Origin of the sequence: Streptomyces sp. NPDC051452, assembly GCF_044454765.1 — a bacterium.
Lineage (GTDB): Bacteria > Actinomycetota > Actinomycetes > Streptomycetales > Streptomycetaceae > Streptomyces.
Window position 1 is genome coordinate 233,446 of sequence record NZ_JBITEB010000007.1, and the last position, 17,632, is coordinate 251,077.

The 17,632-nt window shown below is 71.3% G+C and carries 17 protein-coding genes; 6 read left to right on the forward strand and 11 right to left on the reverse strand.

All coding sequences use genetic code 11. The features are described from left to right. Nucleotide 1: 1 nt before the first annotated feature. Genes ACIBA9_RS19395 through ACIBA9_RS19410 form a run of 4 tightly spaced genes read right to left on the reverse strand, consistent with a single transcriptional unit; the run spans nucleotide 2 to nucleotide 3,832 of the window. Nucleotides 2–1,162 (reverse strand): acyl-CoA dehydrogenase family protein, encoded by a 1,161-nt coding sequence (locus tag ACIBA9_RS19395; protein WP_399364468.1) that lies wholly within the window; start codon nucleotides 1,160–1,162, stop codon nucleotides 2–4. Further along, nucleotides 1,159–1,431, reverse strand: a complete 273-nt coding sequence (locus ACIBA9_RS19400) for an acyl carrier protein (protein ID WP_399364470.1) — start codon at nucleotides 1,429–1,431, stop codon at nucleotides 1,159–1,161. Before ACIBA9_RS19400 ends, ACIBA9_RS19395 begins: the two co-directional genes overlap by 4 nt. Continuing rightward, nucleotides 1,428–3,053, reverse strand: coding sequence for an AMP-binding protein (locus ACIBA9_RS19405; protein ID WP_399364472.1), 1,626 nt, complete (start codon nucleotides 3,051–3,053; stop codon nucleotides 1,428–1,430). The genes ACIBA9_RS19400 and ACIBA9_RS19405 overlap by 4 nt, the downstream gene beginning before the upstream one ends. After that, nucleotides 3,050–3,832 carry an alpha/beta fold hydrolase gene (locus ACIBA9_RS19410; RefSeq protein ID WP_399364474.1) on the reverse strand — a complete coding sequence of 261 codons (783 nt, stop codon included), beginning with the start codon at nucleotides 3,830–3,832 and terminating at the stop codon, nucleotides 3,050–3,052. Before ACIBA9_RS19410 ends, ACIBA9_RS19405 begins: the two co-directional genes overlap by 4 nt. Before the next feature lie 643 nt (nucleotides 3,833–4,475). Between ACIBA9_RS19410 and ACIBA9_RS19415 the strand changes: the two genes are divergently transcribed. Beyond that, complete coding sequence (locus ACIBA9_RS19415; RefSeq protein WP_399364476.1) at nucleotides 4,476–5,399, forward strand: LysR family transcriptional regulator; 924 nt, start codon at nucleotides 4,476–4,478, stop codon at nucleotides 5,397–5,399. A gap of 179 nt (nucleotides 5,400–5,578) precedes the next feature. Here ACIBA9_RS19415 and ACIBA9_RS19420 read toward each other — a convergent pair whose 3' ends face one another. The 3 genes from ACIBA9_RS19420 to ACIBA9_RS19430 form a co-directional block, all read right to left on the reverse strand. Continuing rightward, on the reverse strand, nucleotides 5,579–6,235 hold the full coding sequence (locus ACIBA9_RS19420) for a fasciclin domain-containing protein (protein ID WP_399364478.1): 657 nt from the start codon (nucleotides 6,233–6,235) through the stop codon (nucleotides 5,579–5,581). A 169-nt stretch (nucleotides 6,236–6,404) separates the two neighbouring features. After that, a complete protein-coding gene (locus ACIBA9_RS19425) occupies nucleotides 6,405–8,126 on the reverse strand; it encodes a molybdopterin-dependent oxidoreductase (protein ID WP_399364637.1) in 1,722 nt (573 codons plus the stop codon). A 347-nt stretch (nucleotides 8,127–8,473) separates the two neighbouring features. Continuing rightward, a complete protein-coding gene (locus ACIBA9_RS19430; RefSeq protein ID WP_399364639.1) occupies nucleotides 8,474–8,680 on the reverse strand; it encodes a chaplin in 207 nt (68 codons plus the stop codon). 400 nt (nucleotides 8,681–9,080) lie between these two features. Here ACIBA9_RS19430 and ACIBA9_RS19435 point away from each other — a divergent pair, with 400 nt between their 5' ends. The 5 genes from ACIBA9_RS19435 (at nucleotide 9,081) to ACIBA9_RS19455 (ending at nucleotide 12,518) form a co-directional block, all read left to right on the forward strand. Beyond that, entirely contained in the window at nucleotides 9,081–9,596 is a 516-nt protein-coding gene (locus ACIBA9_RS19435; protein WP_399364480.1) for an SAV_915 family protein, read from the forward strand. Further along, the gene (locus tag ACIBA9_RS19440; RefSeq protein WP_362161267.1) at nucleotides 9,593–9,892 is read left to right on the forward strand and encodes a DUF6317 family protein; all 300 of its coding nucleotides are present in this window, start codon (nucleotides 9,593–9,595) and stop codon (nucleotides 9,890–9,892) included. The genes ACIBA9_RS19435 and ACIBA9_RS19440 overlap by 4 nt, the downstream gene beginning before the upstream one ends. Continuing rightward, nucleotides 9,892–11,175, forward strand: a complete 1,284-nt coding sequence (locus tag ACIBA9_RS19445; RefSeq protein WP_362161270.1) for a hypothetical protein — start codon at nucleotides 9,892–9,894, stop codon at nucleotides 11,173–11,175. Before ACIBA9_RS19440 ends, ACIBA9_RS19445 begins: the two co-directional genes overlap by 1 nt. Beyond that, nucleotides 11,153–11,695, forward strand: a complete 543-nt coding sequence (locus ACIBA9_RS19450) for a hypothetical protein (RefSeq protein WP_399364482.1) — start codon at nucleotides 11,153–11,155, stop codon at nucleotides 11,693–11,695. Before ACIBA9_RS19445 ends, ACIBA9_RS19450 begins: the two co-directional genes overlap by 23 nt. Before the next feature lie 154 nt (nucleotides 11,696–11,849). Beyond that, the gene (locus ACIBA9_RS19455; RefSeq protein WP_399364484.1) at nucleotides 11,850–12,518 is read left to right on the forward strand and encodes a hypothetical protein; all 669 of its coding nucleotides are present in this window, start codon (nucleotides 11,850–11,852) and stop codon (nucleotides 12,516–12,518) included. Nucleotides 12,519–12,535: 17 nt separating this feature from the next. On the opposite strand, the gene ACIBA9_RS19460 is transcribed toward ACIBA9_RS19455, so the two are convergent. The 4 genes from ACIBA9_RS19460 to ACIBA9_RS19475 form a co-directional block, all read right to left on the reverse strand. Next, the gene (locus tag ACIBA9_RS19460; protein ID WP_399364486.1) at nucleotides 12,536–14,089 is read right to left on the reverse strand and encodes an NCS1 family nucleobase:cation symporter-1; all 1,554 of its coding nucleotides are present in this window, start codon (nucleotides 14,087–14,089) and stop codon (nucleotides 12,536–12,538) included. Nucleotides 14,090–14,232: 143 nt separating this feature from the next. Then, on the reverse strand, nucleotides 14,233–15,252 hold the full coding sequence (locus ACIBA9_RS19465) for a TIGR03842 family LLM class F420-dependent oxidoreductase (protein ID WP_399364488.1): 1,020 nt from the start codon (nucleotides 15,250–15,252) through the stop codon (nucleotides 14,233–14,235). An 11-nt stretch (nucleotides 15,253–15,263) separates the two neighbouring features. Then, a complete protein-coding gene (gene hydA / locus ACIBA9_RS19470; protein ID WP_362161281.1) occupies nucleotides 15,264–16,667 on the reverse strand; it encodes a dihydropyrimidinase in 1,404 nt (467 codons plus the stop codon). A gap of 31 nt (nucleotides 16,668–16,698) precedes the next feature. Then, complete coding sequence (locus ACIBA9_RS19475) at nucleotides 16,699–17,541, reverse strand: nitrilase-related carbon-nitrogen hydrolase (protein WP_208897860.1); 843 nt, start codon at nucleotides 17,539–17,541, stop codon at nucleotides 16,699–16,701. Nucleotides 17,542–17,632 lie beyond the last annotated feature (91 nt).

Sequence of the window (17,632 nt, forward strand, 5' to 3'; positions counted from 1 at the left end):
ATCAGTTCTCGACGGGGAGGCCGAGCTGGCGCGCGACGCCCACCCTCAGCAGGTCGTTGGGTCCCGCGTAGGTGAGGGCCGCCAGCGGGCTGAGGGGGTCGGCCGCGAGGTCGGTGTCCGGCAGGAAGGCGCGCACGCCCGCCAGCGCGGTGGCGTGTTCGGTCATCCGCAGGTAGTCCTCGGAGACCGAGATCTTCGTCAGGGCCGCCTCGGCGGCGAGCCGACGCGCGCCGGTGCCCGTGTCGAGGGCGGCGGCCAGCGTGTAGAGCTGGATCCGCGAGCGGTGCAGTGCCATCGCCATGTCGCTGATGCGGGCGGCCACCTGGTGACTGGCGCCCATCCGGCGGCCGAAGTGCTCCCGCTCGCGGGCCCACCGCGCCGTCCGGTCCAGCAGCCTTCGCATCGGTCCCAGCGCGTAGCCGAGGATCAGGGCGCGTTCCCAGGCGGTCGTGACCGACATGATGCCCAGCCCGGAGCCCTCCCGGCCGATGACGGCCGTGGCGGGGAGCCGGGCGCCGTCGAACAGCAGCTCCCCCATGGGTGCCGAGCGCAGGGCGGTCTTGTCGAAGGTCTCGCCGCGTGAGACGCCCGGGGTGTCCAGCGGGACCAGGAAGGCGGTCAGGGCGAACGGCGTACGTCCCGCCTCCGTACGGGCGAAGACGATGGCGAGGTCGGCGACCGGCGCGGCCGTGACGAAGGTCTTCGCCCCGGTGAGGACGTAGCCGTCCCCGTCCCGTTCGGCGTGGCTGGCCATGGACAGCGGGTCGCTGCCTCCCAGGCGCTCGGTCAGCGCGTGGCACAGCAGCGTCCGGCCCTCCTCGACGGACTCCGTGATGTCCTGGCCGGGTCCCGAGAGGGTGGTGTGCAACGGGTGCTGCATGCCGAACAGTTGGGACGTCAGCGAGTAGCACAACCCGGGGTCGACCCCGGCGAGACCGATCCCCTCGATCGCCGCGAGGCCGCGGGTGACCGGTCCGGGCCCGTCCGGGCCGCCGCCGGTGCGGCGCAGCACCCCGAGCGCGGCCAGCGAGCGCCACTGCGCGCGGAAGTCGTCTCCGGCCGTCTTGTCCGCGACCTCCGCCGCGCGTTCACGGAACTCGTCGACGACGCGCTCGGCCGGTGCCGGGGCGCAGCGCAGCATCCGGGTCAGGGTGTCGTTCATGCCTGCGCCCCGCGTGGTACGCCGTGGACCACGTTCCAGAGGGCCAGCGGGGTACGGAAGTTGGCGGCGACGATCTCGGTCTCGGGCAGTGCGATGCCGGCCTGCTTGTCCAGCGCGGCGACGATCTCCATGATCGCCAGGGAGTCGAGCAGCCCGCTCTCCAGCAGTGGTGTGTCGGGGGCCAGGGTCTGCGGCTCCTCGCCGCGCGCCCACGTGATCCGGCTCTGGATGAGGGCGCAGAGGTCTTCGACGCTGTTGATCGCGTTCATGCGGGGTTCTCCTGAAGGGTGGTGAGAGGGGTGTTCGCGGCCGGGGTGGCGTAGGGAGCCGAAGTGGCCGCAATGTCGTCGGCGAGGGCGCGACGGTCGACCTTGCCGCTGATGGTGACGGGCAGGGACGCCACCGGGACGATCCGGTCGGGAAGCATGCGGTGCGGCAGGACGGTACGCAGCTCCGCGAGCAACTCCCGTTCCGTGGCGACCGTCTGGGCGTAGACCCAGATCTGCCCGGCGTGGGCGCCGGCCTTGGCCACGGCCGCGGCGGTCGTGACCTGCGGAAGGTCGAGAGCGGCGCTCTCGATGTCGAGCAGGTCGATGCGATGGCCCCGGCGCTTGACCTGGAAGTCCCGGCGGCCGCGCAGGAAGACGCGGCCGTCGCCGGTGATGCGGCCCAGGTCGCCGCTGGCGTAGGCGCGGCGCACGACTCCGTCACGGAACGGCACCCGCACGGTCGGGTCGGTGAGCCGGCCGTCGCGCAGATAGCCCTGGAAGACGGTCGGCCCGGCGATGTGGATCTCGCCCTCGCCGTCGGTGGGGCGGCCGTCGGCGTCCAGCACCTCGATGTGCACGCCTGCGATGCCCCGCCCGATGGTCAGTTCCCGCTCGGCCGTCCAGTCAGGCGGCACCCGGTAGTAGGTGCACGCGTTGGTCTCGGTGGGGCCGTACAGGTTGTAGAAGGGCCGGTCGCCCAGCAGCCGGAGGTAGCGCTCCAGCAGATGCGGGGCGAAGGCCTCCCCGCCGAAGGCCGCGATCCGCAGGGAGGGGGGCAGCGCGTCGGCGATACCGCCCTGCTCGAGCAGATGGTGGTAGAGGGAGGGCACGGCCACGAACGCGGTGATCCGCTGCTCGTTCAGCCAGCCGACCACGTCCCGGGGGAAGGCGCGCAGCATGTCGGGCAGCAGCACGGCACACGCTCCGGCCGCGGCGGCGCTGTACAGGTCGAAGGTGGTCAGGTCGAAGGTGAGCGCGGCCTGCGACCCGATGCGGTCCTCGGGCGTGAGCCCGAACTCGTCGGCCGCCCACAGCGCGTAGTGCGCGACGTTCTCGTGGGACAGCAGGACGCCCTTCGGCCAGCCCGTGCTGCCGGACGTGAAGAGGATGTAGCCGCCGCGGTCGACCGGCGCCGGCAGGGTGGCCGGCTGCTCGTCGGGCCCGAGGACCTCCAGGGCGGTGAGCCCGTGGCCGAACTCGCGCTCGGCGGGCGTGTACCGGTCGCCGCCGGGTACGGTCTCGCGCGCCCCGGCCGCGGCGTCTCGGGCGGCGGTCCGGAACCGTTCCGTGGTGAGCAGCAGGGAGATACCGGCGTTGCGCAGCATGCGGGCCGTACGCAGTGGGGGATCCGCGACGTCCATCGGGGCGACCACGGCGCCGGCGCGCAGAGCCGAGTACAGCGCGATGACGGTCGCCGGGGTCTTCGGCGCGTAGACGCCGACGCGTTGTCCCGGGTGGACGCCGGTGGCCGTGAGTTCGGCGGCGAGCGCGGCTACGGCTCGTTCCAGCTCGGCGTATGTCCAGGTGGCGCCCTGGCCGGCGAGGGCGGGGCGGTCGGGGTGGCGCCGGGCGGCGTCGGCGAGCAGGCCGTCCAGCCGTGGTGTGGTGGTCCGCGTCGTCATCGGGTCCCTCCGGTGGCGGGCAGGCCGCTCGCGTGCTCGGCGAGGAACGTGGTGATGGCGTCGATGACGAGGTCGGGGCAGACGAGGTGCGGGTAGTGGTCGACTCCTTCGGGCACCAGGCGTCGCACCGGGCCGCGCAGCACCCGCTGGAGGGCGTCGAGTTGGCCGAGCGTGCCGTACTCGTCACGGTCGCCCTGGACCATGAGGACCGGCGCGGTGACGTCCAGGTCGTTCTCGATGGACCAGGTCTGGAACTCGTCGGAGAGCCACAGCTCGCTCCAGTTCGTGAACACGCCGTGCGGGTCGTCGTGGACCAGGGCGAGCTTGCGGCGCAACGGTCCGGCCGCGTAGGCGGCGCGCGCGGCCTCGATACCGGTGCGGTTGGCCTCCTCGAAGTACAGGTGCGGTCCGATGACGACCACGGCCTCGGCCGGCCTGACCGACGCGTAGAGCAGTGCCGTGGAGGCGCCGTCGCTGTGTCCGATCAGGACCGGGTCGTGGATGCCGAGCAGGTCGAGCAGTTCGGGCAGGAACCGCTGCCCCTGTTCGTGCATGTAGCGCGGGGTGTGGGGTGAAGTGGCGGGACCGGAGCCACCGTTGCCGGGACGTGAGTAGACCAGGGCCCGGCGCCCGGTCGCTGCGGCGACCGCGGCGGGGAAGCGCCCCCAGGAGGCGACACAGCCGAGGCCGCCGTGCAGGAAGACCAGCGGAGAACGGGACGGGTCGCCGTCGATAACAACGTGTTCGATCGGTCCGTGTCGGGTGTCTGCTACCGGCACATCAATTCCTTCGAGAAGAGGTTGCCTGCCCGGTTTTCGGCAGGCTGAATTGCCCGGATCACGTTCCCCAATAAATAGGGCACACCGGATCACCGGGAAGGGAGTCGCCGAATCGAAGGCAGGTCGATTCAGTGTTCAACCAATTAGTGGCGCGGAATTATGACGGCTCGTACGAGAACGGCGGCAAAGTCGGCTCGGCCCGTCGCGGCACATGCCGTACCGGCCAGGCTCATGGGCGCCGGAGCACCGTCGAGTACCGCGGCCGTACACCGCGCGGCGTGCGCGGTGACCTCGGCCGGTTCGCCATAGGTCGGGCTCTACCTGCGCATTTGTCTATTCGGGGCAGCCTCGCCCGACGGTCGGTCGCGATCCACGCGGTCGGCCCCACACGGGCCGACGGCGGCTGCACCGCACGCCGTCGGCAACCCGCGCAACGACGCCAATAGGTAAGGAATAGACAAAATCTGGACCCCCGTCTCAGCACTTCGAATGCCGACGCCAATGCCCGGACGGACGATTGAAGGGGCTGCGGATGCGATCTCCGCCGCCATATCGTCCGGCCGGCCGTGGCGTCGTTGAAAACACTAGATGTGGCACGCATGGAGGAGAAATAGCTATGCCGGATCACCTATGCTCTGGAAGTATGGATGTAGATCTTCGCCACCTGAGGTACTTCCTCGCCGTCGCCGAGGACGGCGGATTCAGCGCGGCGGGCCGCAGACTCCATGTGGCCCAGCCGACGCTGACCCGCTGCATCCGATCCCTGGAGGACGCCCTGGGCGTCCGGCTCTTCGACCGCACGACGCGAAGAACCCAGCTGACGCCCAAGGGCCAACGGCTCCACGACGAACTGGTCCCGGTGCTCAGGACGTTGCAGGCGACCCTGGACGGCATACGGGTGGGCGAGCAGCTGAGGCTGGGCTTCAGTTGGGGGCTGCCCGACGGCCTGTCCCTGATGGCGGCCGCCTTCGCCGAGGAGGGCGACGTCCGGGTGGAGTACGTCCGTTGCGACACACCGCTCGCCGGACTGGACACCGGGGCGGCGGACCTCGCCCTGCTGCGCGGCGACTCCCTGCCCAAGCATCTGCGCGGTGTCTTCCTCTACGAGGAGAGGCGGGTCGCGGCGGTTCCCAGGCACTGGACGCTGGCCGAGCGGGACGAACTCGCCTGGGAGGAACTGGCCGAGTGGCCGCTGATCGTCAACACCGTCAGCGGAGTGACGTTCCCGCACATGTGGCCCGCCGACCGGCGACCGGTGGTGGGAGCGGAATGCTCCAACTACGACGAATGGCTCGAGAAGGTGGCGGCGGGCCTGGGCGTGGGAACCGCGCCGGAGGACTCCACACGCCGCTACCACCATCCCGCCGTGCGGTTCGTCCCGCTGCGGGACGCCCCCACCGTCCGTCTGCACCTGGCCTATCCGTCGCATGGCTCGCACCCGCAGGCGGCCCGGTTCGCCGAGACCGTGTGGCGCGACGTGAGCGGCGGCCAACTCCCCGCTGCGGACTCCAGAGTCGCGGCGTACGGTGGCGGCCGCGCGACGGCGGACGGCGGCACCCGGCCCTGACCTCCGCGCAGCCGTCGGTGTCGCCCGGCTGGGCGGGCGCCCATCGGGTCCCGGCCGGTGGGGCTGCCGGCGCACGCTCATGGCGCGGGTGACGCGCGCCGACCTCGCAAGTGCCGCGCGCCGCCCGGTCGCTCCCGTCAAGGCGACCGGACGGCGTGCGGCATCGGCCCGCGATGGCGTCAGCTCTTCGGCATCAGGACGGTGTCGATGATGTACACGTTGGCGTTGGCGGTCTTGACGTTGCCGCAGACCACCTTCGCGGAGTCGTCGACGATGTAGGACTCGCCGGAACCGGAGGTCGTCACCTTCGACTTCTCCAGCGTGTCGAAGGAGCCGTTCCGCAGGTCGTTCGGCGCCAGCTTCCGGCCGACCACGTGGTAGGTGAGGATCTTCGTCAACTGGGCCTTGTCGGCGAGGACCTTGTCCAGGGTGGCCTTGGGGAGCTTCTTGAAGGCGTCGTTGGTGGGCGCGAACACGGTGATGTCCCGGGCGTTGTCGAGGGTGTCGACCAGGCCGGCCTTCTTCACCGCGGTCACGAGCGTGGACAGGGCGGGGTTGTTGGACGCGGCGATGGCGACCGGGTCCTTGGACATGCCGTCGAAGGACCCGGCACCGTTCTTCGGCACGGAGGAACAGGCCGGCCCGAAGGGCTGGTCCATGCTGACCGCACTGTCGCTGGAGCCGCCCATGCCGTCACTGTTCGCCGAGGCGGAGGACTTGTCGGAGGACGCGGACTTCCCGGAGTCGCCGCTGTCGCCGGAACAGGCGGTCAGGGCCAGGGGCAGCACGGCGGCGGCGGCGAGGAGGCCGGCGGTACGACGGATACGGGTGTTCATGGTGTTCTCCTGATGACTGGCGCAGCGAGGTGCTGCTGTCGGGGTGGTGCGGGAGGTCGGTGGTGCGGGAGGTTGGTGGTGCGGGAGGTTGGTGGTGCGGGAGGTTGGTCCGGGGAGGGCGAAGGGCCCTGGGGCGGGTGGCGGCGCGGGAAGGGCCGTCGTCGCGGGTTCACTCGACGGTGACGACCACCGAGTGCCATCCGGTGGTGCCGTCGGGGATGGTGCGGGCGCGTCTGTCCGTCTGCACCGTCCCGGTCCGGTCGGTGGCGCGCACCGTGAGGGTGTGGCTGCCCGCCGTTGCCTGCCAGGGAACGGACCACTGGCGCCAGGTGTCGCTGGTGTCCTCGGCGGCGAGGTCCGCTGCCCGCCACGGGCCGTCGTCGACACGGACCTCGACCTTGTCGATGCCGCGGCGCTGGGCCCACGCGACGCCGGCGACCATGACGGTGCCCGCCTTGGGCCGGGCGAACGGCTTGGGGGTGTCGATCCGTGACTCGGTCTTGATCGGGGCCTTGCGGGCCCAGCCACGCCTGACCCAGTAGGGGTCGTAGGCGTCGAAGGTGGTGAGTTCGATGTCCTCGATCCACTTGCAGGCCGATACGAAGCCGTACAGGCCCGGCACGACCATCCGGGCGGGAAAGCCGTGCTCGAACGGCAGCGGCTCACCGTTCATGCCGAGGGCGAGCAGCGCGTCGCGGCCGTCCATGACGTCCTCGACGGGAGTGCCGATCGTCATGCCGTCCACGGAGCGGGACACCAACTGGTCGGCCGGGCCGCCCTGGGACGGCGTCCGCACGCCGCACTCGGCGAGCAGGTCGGCCAGTCGCACGCCTACCCAGCGGGCGTTGCCCACATAGGAGCCGCCGACCCCGTTCGACACACAGGTCAGGGTGATGTCCCGCTCGATCAGCTCCCTGCGCAGCAGGTCGTCGTAGGAGTAACCGCGCGGTCGGCGCACACCGTTGCCGTGGATGCGCAGCCGCCAGCTCGTGGCGTCTACCTTGGGCACGATCAGCGCGGTGTCGACACGGTAGAAGTCCCGGTTGGGGGTCACGAAGGGGCTGATGCCCGCGACTCGCGGCGCGGCTCTCGGGGGGACGGGCCGCGCGGGTGAACCCGGCAGCGGCAGGACGACCTGCTCGCGCGAGACGATCGCGCCCCCGGCCCGGGACGCGTTCAGGGATCTGCCGAGCACACCCACGGCGGCGGACGCGGTTGCCGCCGTGGCGGCGGCGATCACAAAACCCCTGCGGTCCCATCCTCCCGCGGCGGCGGGCACCGATGCGGACTCCGGGGCGGGTGCGGGTGCGGCGGCGGGTGCGAGGCCGGGCACGGGTCCGGGCACGGGTTCGGGTCCGGGCACGGGTTCGGGTCCGGGCATGGGTTCGGGTCCGGGTGCGGGCACGGGTTCGGCGGCCGGCGCGGCCTCGGCGGTCGGCATGGCCCCGGGTGCGGGCGAGGACGGTCGCCCTCCTGGTCGTCCGGGCCTGGTGAGACGTCCCGCCAGGAAATACAGGAGCAACGCTCCGACCACGGCTCCCGCTGCGGAGGGCAGCGCGTCGGCGGGGCCGTCGGAGTCGGGGCGGGTGACGGCCGCCCACGCCCCGACCACCCCGAAGAGCAGTACTCCGGCCGCCCCGGCCCGTCGGTGCCGTACCGCCAACGCGCCCAGTGCCAGGGCCAGCACGGTCAGCACGGTCAGGATCCCGAGTTGCAGGACCAGCTTGTCGTCGGTGCCGAAGTGACGGATCGCCCAGTCCTTGACCGCTGCCGGTGTGCGGTCGATGGACGCGCCTCCCACCGCGATGACGGGACTGGATGGCGGGCGTACCGCTGCCGCGGCCAGGTCCGCGACGCACAGCGACGCGAATCCGGCCAGCAGTCCGCCCAGCGCGCCCCACGCACCCGGCGCACCCGGCGCACCCGGCGCCGGACGCGGCTGCCCTGGCCTCGGCCGTGGATCCCTCTCTTCATCCCTCACACGGGGAATCCGGTTCTCTCACCGGGGGCGGATTGGTGACACCCCCCGATCAGGTGAAAGTGGATCTCGGACCAATCCGACTGCCTCCACGGCACGGATTACCCGCTTGGCGCGCGTGCGGGGAGCCCGACGCACCCGGGTCGCCCGGTAGGCCCGGGTGTTCCGGCACGACGAGGACGGGCCCGTCGTCCGCCCCGGGAGCGGGGGCGGACGACGGGCCCGTCCGGTACGTGCCGGTCTCGGACGCCTTCTGCGGGTCAGACGTTGGCGCAGGTGTTGCCGAACGCCGGGTTCAGCAGACCGACGACGTCGACGGTGTTGCCGCACACGTTGACCGGGATGTGCACGGGAACCTGGATCACATTGCCCGACAGCACACCCGGCGAACCGACGGCGGCGCCCTGGGCGCCGCTGTCGGCCGAAGCGGCGGCGCCTGCGAGCACCACCGCGCCCACGGCGGCCATCAGCACAGCGGTCCTCGTCGTCCGAGACCCCAGGTAGGTCATGGCGGATTCCCTTCCACGTCTTTCGCGGCGGCGGTCGCCGCCGGCCCGTCGCATGCCGCGGCCGAGCAACGGTGATCCGCCGCGGGGCGGCACACGGATTGCCCGGAGCCGTGGAGTTCACCCGATCGCGTCACCACGCGCCGCGTACGGACTCCATGAGGTGCGCGGAACCAGGCGGTGCGTGCGTCCCAGCGGGAGGTCAAGGAATGCCCCAGCCTCGGCCAAGGAGGTGTATGAGTTCCGTGTGCGCCCGGATCACCACCCCGACATAGCGGGATTCGCCCCGTCGGCCGCTGGCTAACGTGGTCGGGAACCAGCCTCGCGAGCGCGGGCGGGACACGGGGAAGAGGTGACAGCGGTGGCGGCGCCGATACGTTCGCGTCTGCTCGATCTCATGGAGCCGGATCCGCCGGGAGGGTCGACGGGACCCGGCGCCGAGCGGGCGGCGGGCCCGCGGCGTTCCCCGCTGCTGGACTTCGTCGCGCAGGCCCCGCCGCCGGCTGCGGCCGCGGACGACCGGGCCCGCCCCAAGCCGGGCGTGCCCGCCTACCACACACCGGTGTGCGTGCCGGCCCATCCGAGGTCCGTCGCGTCGACCGGCCGGGACGGCCGTCCCGCGCGCGTGCCGTTCGTCGTCTTCGAGCTGTTCGAGCACGCCGCGCACGGCACCGTGGCCTTCGCGTTCACCACGCCCCGGAAACTGGCGGACGTGCTGGGCGAGGCGCAGCCGTGGGTCGCCGCCTCGCTCGGCCCGCTGGCCGAGGGCGTGGCCGAACAGGGGATCACCGTGCTGCTCGACCCCCACCCGACACCCCTGGAACCCACCTGGCGGCCGGCGGACCTGGCCGCGTACGCCCGGGAGGTCCGCCGGTGAGCGACTTCAAAGCGGTCTATGACGATCTCTCCACGATGGCGCGGACGTTCCACCAGCAGGCCGGCGACTACCGCAGGCTGCACCCCGACGTGGCACCACCGGTGGCCGACGGCGGCGACCCGGGGCTGGACTCGGCCATCAAGGAGGTCGCGGACCTCATCGTCTCCCTGCACATCGGCATGGCCGACCGGATGGACGACCACGGCGACAAGGTCGCGTACGCGCGGGACTCCTTCCACCGCCACGACGTCGACGTGCACGGCGTCTTCGAGGACCTGATGACGGGTGAGGGCTGATGGGCGACAGCTGGGTCGGCGGTGACATCGGCGGACTGCGCACGATGGCCGACACGTACAAGAACGCCAAGGACAAGCTGGACGGCGTGGTCAAGCCGCTGAGCGGCGCCGTGGACGCTCTGGTCGGGGACGCGGGCTGGAAGGGCGAGGCGGCCGAGAGCTTCCGCGCCCGCTGGAGCGAGGACGCGCTGGCCGCGGGCGGTTTCGCCGAACTGGTCCACGCGGCCGGCGATATCCTCGGGACGCTCGCCGACGCCCTGTCCACGTGCGAGACCTCGCTGCAGAACGCGCAGCACATCGCGGCCCGCAAGGGCGTGGCGACGGACGCCAGGGGCACTCCGCAGCCGATCATGACGGCCGACCCGCCGAGCGCGGACGACCAGAAGACCATCTCCGCGATGAACGAGTACGCCCAGGCGCGCACCGAGATCCTGCGCACCGCCCAGCACGCGCGGCTGGTGGCCGCCGAGCACTTGCAGGGGCTGTACGACAAGGTGACGTCGAAGGACGGCTCGGTGTCGCCGGGCGACAAGGTCACCCTCTACGACGCGCTGCGCGGCCTGTACGCGTACGACGCAGAGGACGCCCGCGCGGGCGGCATCGAGGCCCGCTCGCACATCGACGCGGCCAAGGCGGAGGCGCAGGCCGCAAAGAAGCAACTGCGCGCCGAACGCAAGGTGTTCCAGCAGCAGGGCCGCAAGATGCCCGCCGACCTGCCGGCCAAGAGCGCCTACCGTGACGCGGTCACCAAGGTCGACGCGCTGGAGGAGGACATCGCGCGCGCCGACCACGGCAGCGGCGCGCTGCCCTACGACCGCGCCCTGAACGTCAAACTGGCCGACGCCGCCGATGCGTTGCGGCTGGGCAAGGGGCTCGAGGTGCTGCCGGACGTCCTGAAGGAGGTCCCGGTGCTGGACGTCGCGGCGGCGGCCGCCTGCGGCGTGCTGGAGGCGAAGGACGACCATGACAAGGGCTGGTCCTGGCAGCACTCGGTCACCGTCGACGTCGGCGCCGCCGTGGGCGGCCTGGCCGCCGGAGCGGTGATCACGGCGGCCCTGCCGGTCGAGGGTGCCGTGGCCGTGGCCGCGGTCGGTGTCGGCACGGTGGTCGCCGCGACGTCCGTCCTCGATCACGCCTTCCACGAGCACTGGAGCGAGGACATCCACGACCACGGGGTGGTCGGTGGCGTGCTGACCGGGTCGAAGCACGTCGCCACGGAGACCGTCGATGACGGAAAGCGACTGGTGAAGGATGTCTGGCATGGCGTCACGAGTATCTTCTGAGGCCCCCGCCCCCGGATTCTCCGTCCCCGTCCCCGCCCTGCCGAAGCTGGGGCGCACGTGGTACCGGCGGGGCGCGGCCTACTGGCTGTGCCGCGCCCGTACGACCGTGTTCGTCGTGCTGGCCCTGGCCCTGTTCTCCCTCTTCGCCGTGGGCCTGTACGCGGGGGTGCGCGACCTGCTGCCGGCGACCGCGCGGACCGTGTGGGACGGCGTGCAGGTGGTCGCGTCCGTCGTGGCGTCGGTGTGGGGGTGGGTGACACAGCGTCGGGGCCATCGCGAGGCGTTGCTGGATCCCCCCGGTCCCGACCGGACCCTGCGGGCCAAACGGGACCACGACCGGCGTGTCCCGGGCCGGATCGCCGCGGGCCGCGGGCTGGTGCTGCTCGCCGCTCCGGTGATGCCCGCGATCGTCGCGTATCTCGTCGGCTGGTCGGCCGCCTGGCTGACCGTCCGGGAGTACCCGAGCGAGGTCGGTGCCCGCCGCTGGCTCGAGGAGCGCCGCTCCTCTTCGGGCACATAACAGACAGAGCGGTACGTCGCGCGCCCGCTCTCGTGACCGTCCGGCCACGCTGCGAGTTCCCGCTTCCGCCGCACAGGCAGTCGTGTGACACTGTCGTCCCCGTCCACGCTGCGGAACCCCCGATTCCGCGCCCCTCCCCCATGAGAAGTGCGCCGTGCGTTCTCTGCCTCTGCCGCTCGCCCTCACCGCGCGTCTGACGCCGGTCGCGGTCCTCGCCTGCGCCGGCTGGGCCATGACGTCCGGGCCGACCGCGCCGTCCCCCGCCGCGCCCCTGCCGGCCGGCCGGCAGGCGCCCGCGCAGTCTCCTTCCGCGTCGGAGTCCGCCACGGCGGCCAAGGCGTACACCGGTGCGCCCGCTCCCTGCTCCAGCGTGCCCGTAGCCATCGTCAAGTCGCTGGTGCCCGGGGCGAAGACGGCCGGCAAGGAGATCCCGTCCACGGACGACAAGCTGCGCCGCACCTGTTCCTGGAACGCGCTCGAGGGCTACGACTACCGTTGGCTCGACGTCTCCTTCGAGATCACTGCCTCCGACGACGCGGCGCGCAAGGAGTACCAGCAGCGGGTCGGCGAGAAGAGCGGTGGCGGCTCCGTTCCGGGGCTCGGGGACTCCGCGTACTCCGTCGTGAACCTCACCACGGAGGACAAGCAGCAGACCCGGGAGGGCGTGGTGATGGCCCGTGTCTCCAACGCCCTGGTGATCGTCACGTACAACGGCAGCGACTTCGAGACGAAGAAGGCGCCGGGCACCGACGAGATCAACAAGGGGGCCATCAAGGCGGCGAAGGCCGCGGTCGCCGCGCTGGGGAGCGGCCGGTCCGGCTGACCGCTCCCCCGAGTCGGCTACGCCGTCGCCTCCTTGCCACGGGCCTCTCGTACCTCCCGGGTGTCACCGGTGAGGAGGGTGAGGGCCAGATACAGGGCCAGGGAGGTGCCGAGGCCCACCGCCCAGCCGTAGTCGGCCAGTGGGGACAGGGCGGGGATGGGGCGGCCGTCGATCAGGGGGCGGAAGTCGGCGCCCCCGACCGCGAGGACACCGCCCACCACGAAGGCCGCCACCGCCCGCCAGTTCCAGCCGCCCGTGTACCAGTAGCGGCCGCCCGTGCGGTACAGGTCGGCGAGGTCGAGGCGGGTGCGGCGCAGCAGCCAGTAGTCGGCGACGAGGATGCCCGCGACCGTGCCGAGCAGCCCGCCGACCAGGCCGAGCCAGGTGAAGATGTAGCCCTGCGGGTCGGAGTACAGCTTCCAGGGACAGATCAGCACGGCGAGGACGGCGGTGATCAGCGCGCCGGAGCGGAAACTGACCTTACGCGGGGCGACGTTGGAGAAGTCGAAGGCCGGGGAGACGAGATTGGCGGCGATGTTCACGGACAGGGTCGCCACCAGCACGGTGACCAGGGCGTACAGCAGGCCGACGGCGTTGTCCGTCTTGGCGGCGAGCTGGACCGGGTCCCAGACCGGCGTACCGTATACGGCTTGGGAACCGGAGGTGACGAGCACGGAGAGGAACGCGAACAGGGTCATCGTGGTCGGCAGGCCGAGTGCCTGGCCGCGGGTCTGCGCCTTCTGGCTTCTGCCGTAGCGGGTGAAGTCGGGGATGTTGAGCGACAGCGTGGACCAGAAGCCGATCATGCCCATGAGGGAGGGCCAGAACAGTTTCCAGAACGCACCGCCCCAGCCCAGTCTGGACGGCTGGTCGAAGAGCGGTCCGACGCCGCCGGCCTTGGCGCTCATCCACCACAGCATCACGAGCGCGCCGACGATGACGAAGGGCGCGGCCCAGTTCTCGAAGCGGCGGATCGTCTCCATGCCCCGGTGGATGATGGCGACCTGGATGGCCCAGAAGAGCGCGAAGGACAGCCACATGGTCCATGCGTGGCCGCCGATGTGCGAGGCACCGGACCAGCTGTCGCCGATCAGTTTGCCGGCGAGGAAGTAGATCGCCTCGCCGCCGATCCAGGTCTGGATGCCGAACCAGCCGCAGGCCACCAACGCCCGTACCACGGCGGGCAGGTTGGCGCCGCGCACTCCGAAGGAGGCGCGGGCGAACACCGGGAAGGGAATGCCGTACTTGGGTCCCGCGTGCCCGGTCAGCAGCATGGGCGCCAGCACGACCAGGTTGGCGAGGGCGATGGTGAACACGGCCTGCTTCCAGTCCATGCCGACCGCGATGAGCCCGGAGGCCAGGGTCCAGGAGGCGGTGTTGTGGGCCATGCCGACCCACAGGGCCGAGAAGTTGTACGTCGTCCAGGTGCGCTGGGCGATGGGGACGGGGAGCAGGTCGTCGTTGGCGTAGGGGCCGCTGGGCGGTGGTGTGCCGGGGGCGAGTTCCACGCGCCCGTCGGGCAGGGTGACTTGGCCGGACGTGGGTATGGCCGTGGGAGCGGTGTCGGTCATGGGCTGGCCAATCGGGGAGAGAGGTGGGAGACGGCCGTGCGGGCACCAGCCCCCTCCCCGGGACGGCGGGGAGGGGAGACCAAGGGGGCGTGGGGGAACTCGGAGGGGCGGAACGGGAGTCGGGACGGGAGGGGCCGGGCAGGTCAGGCGTTGACCGCGGGGATGATCCGGCTGCCGTAGGCGTCGATCGTGGCCTCCTGCGCGTCGTGCATGTCGTACACCGCGAACTGGTCGACGCCCAGGGCGCGCAGGGCCTTGAGCTTCTCGATGTGCCGGGCGGCGGGGCCGATGAGGCAGAACCGGTCCACGATCTCGTCGGGTACGAATTGGGTGTCGGGGTTTCCGCTGCGCCCGTGGTGGGCGTAGTCGTAACCCTGCCGGGCGCGGATGTAGTCGGTGAGTTCGTCCGGGACCTGGGTGGAGTGCTCTCCGTACTTGGCGACCAGGTCGGCGACGTGGTTGCCGACCATGCCGCCGAACCAGCGGCACTGCTCCCGGGCGTGGGCGAGGGCCTCGGGCGAGTCGTCCTCGGTGACGTAGGCAGGCGCCGCCACGCAGATCTTGACCTCCGCCGGATCCCGGCCGGCCGCGGCGGCCGCGTCCTTGACCGTCTTCACCATGTACTCGGCCAGATAGAGGTCGGCCAGCTGGAGGATGAACCCGTCGGCCTCCTCGCCGGTCATCTTCAGCGCCTTCGGGCCGTACGCGGCCATCCAGACGGGGAGTTCGGCGTCGTCCTTGATCCAGGGGAAGCGGATCTTCGTGCCGCCGAGGTCTGCCTCCTCGCCCCGGCCGAGGGCGCGGATGACCTTCATGGCCTCGCTGATGCGGGCCAGCGTGTTGGGCGTGCGGCCCGCGACGCGCATCGCGGAGTCGCCGCGGCCGATGCCGCACACGGTGCGGTTGCCGAACATGTCGTTGAGGGTGGCGAAGGTGGAGGCGGTGACCTCCCAGGTGCGGGTGCCCGGGTTGGTGACCATCGGGCCGACCTTCAGCCGTGTGGTGTTGGCGAGGATCTGGCTGTAGATCACGAACGGTTCCTGCCACAGCACGGCGGAGTCGAAGGTCCAGCCGTAGCCGAAGCCGTTGCGCTCGGCCCGCTTCATCAGGCTGATGACCCGGGAGGCGGGCGGGTCGGTCTGCAGTACGAGTCCGAAGTCCATCGGCACTGCTCCTAGTTGAGGTACTGACAGGTGGAGCGGGGGGTGAAGACGCCGTGGCCCGCGCGGCCGGTGTACTCCCGGCGGTCGACGACGAGTTCGCCGCGCGAGAGGACGGTCTCGACCCGGCCGGTGACGCGCCTGCCCTCGTAGGCCGAGTAGTCGACGTTCATGTGGTGGGTCTCGGCGGACATCACCTGCTCGGCGTGCGGGTCGTAGACGACGACGTCAGCGTCGGCGCCCGGGGCGATGGTGCCCTTCTTCGGGTACAGGCCGAACATCCGGGCCGGGGTGGCGCAGGCGATCTCGATCCAGCGCCGGCGGGAGATGTGCCCGTCGAGGACGGCCTGGTGCAGCAGGTCCATCCGGTTCTCCACGCCCGGCAGACCATTGGGGATCTTGGAGAAGTCGCCGCGGCCCAGCTCCTTCTGGCCGGTGAAGCAGAAGGGGCAGTGGTCGGTGGAGACCACCTGAAGGTCGTTGGTGCGCAGGCCCCGCCAGAGGGCGGCCTGGTGCTCCCTGGGCCGAAGGGGCGTGCTGCACACGTACTTGGCGCCCTCGAAGCCGGGCTCGGCGAGGTTGTCGGTGGACAGGAACAGATACTGCGGGCAGGTCTCGCCGAAGACGTTCAGTCCTTCGTCGCGGGCGCGGACCAGCTCGGCCAGCGCCTCCGCCGCCGAGACGTGCACCACGTACAGGGGCGCCCCGGCGACCTGGGCCAGCCGGATGGCGCGGTGGGTGGCCTCGGCCTCCAGCAGGGCCTTGCGGACCTCGCCGTGGAAACGCGGGTCACTCTCGCCGCGGGCCAGCGCCTGCTCCACGAGGACGTCGATCGCGATGCCGTTCTCGGCGTGCATCATGATCAGTCCGCCGTTCTCGGCGGAGCGCTGCATGGCGCGCAGGATCTGTCCGTCGTCGGAGTAGAAGACGCCCGGGTAGGCCATGAACTGCTTGAACGAGGTGACGCCCTCCTCGATGAGCAGGTCCATCTCCTTGAGCGTCTCCTGGTTCACATCGGAGACGATCATGTGGAAGGCGTAGTCGATCGCGCAGTTGCCCTCGGCCTTGGCGTGCCAGGCGTCCAGGCCCTCGCGCAGGGTGTGGCCGACGCTCTGCACCGCGAAGTCGACGATCGTCGTCGTACCGCCCCAGGCGGCGGCCCGGGTGCCGGTCTCGAAGGTGTCGGAGGCGAAGGTGCCGCCGAACGGCAGCTCCATGTGGGTGTGGGCGTCGACGCCGCCCGGGATGACGTACTTGCCGGTGGCGTCGATGCTCCGCTCGGCGGTGAACGCCTCGGCGGCCGGGGTGCCGGAGGCGGCGAGGGCGGCGATGCGGCCGTCCTCGATCAGCACGTCGGCGTGGATCTCGTCGGACGCGGTGATGACGAGACCACCGCGGATGACGGTACGGCTGCTCATGGTCCCTCTCCTGCCAGGGGGTTCGGTGTGCTCAGGGGGCGGTCAGCGGGGTGTAGGCGCCCGGCGCGCGGTCCCGGTAGAACTGCCAGCGGTCGCGCACCTCGCGGAGTTTGGCCAGATCGAGATCGCGGACGACGAGTTCGGTCTCCTTGTCGCTCGCCACCTCGCCGACGAACTGGGCCTCCGGGTCCACGAAGTAGGTGGTGCCGTAGAAGTCGTTGTCGCCGAGGTCCTCCACCCCCACCCGGTTGATCGCGCCGACGAAGTACTCGTTGGCGACGGCCGCCGCCGGCTGCTCCAGCTGCCAGAGATAGCGGGACAGGCCGCGTGAGGTGGCCGAGGGGTTGAAGACGATCTCGGCGCCGGCCAGCCCCAACGCCCGCCAGCCTTCCGGGAAGTGGCGGTCGTAGCAGATGTAGACGCCGATGCGGCCCACGGCCGTGTCGAAGACGGGCCAGCCACTGTTGCCCGGCCGGAAGTAGAACTTCTCCCAGAATCCCCGCACTTGGGGGATGTGGGTCTTGCGGTACTTGCCGAGGTAGCTGCCGTCGGCGTCGATCACCGCCGCGGTGTTGTACAGCACGCCCGGCTGTTCCTCCTCGTACATCGGCAGGACGAGGACGATGCCCAGCTCGCGGGCGAGGGACTGGAAGCGCTGGACGGTCGGCCCCTCGGGGATCCGCTCGGCGTACTCGTAGAACGCCTTGTCCTGCACCTGGCAGAAGTAGGGGCCGTAGAACAGCTCCTGGAAGCAGAGGACTTGGGCGCCCTGTGCGGCGGCGTCGCGGGCCGCCTGCTCGTGCACCTGGATCATGGACTCCTTGTCGCCGGTCCAGGCGGTCTGGAAGAGGGCGGCTCGGATCACTCGGCTCATCGCGGCCTCCGGTAGCTCGGTGTGCCGTGAGCCTAGAAAGGCCGGGCGTGCCCTTTGAGTGGCAGCGTGTCACGTCTGCGGGCCGTGGGCG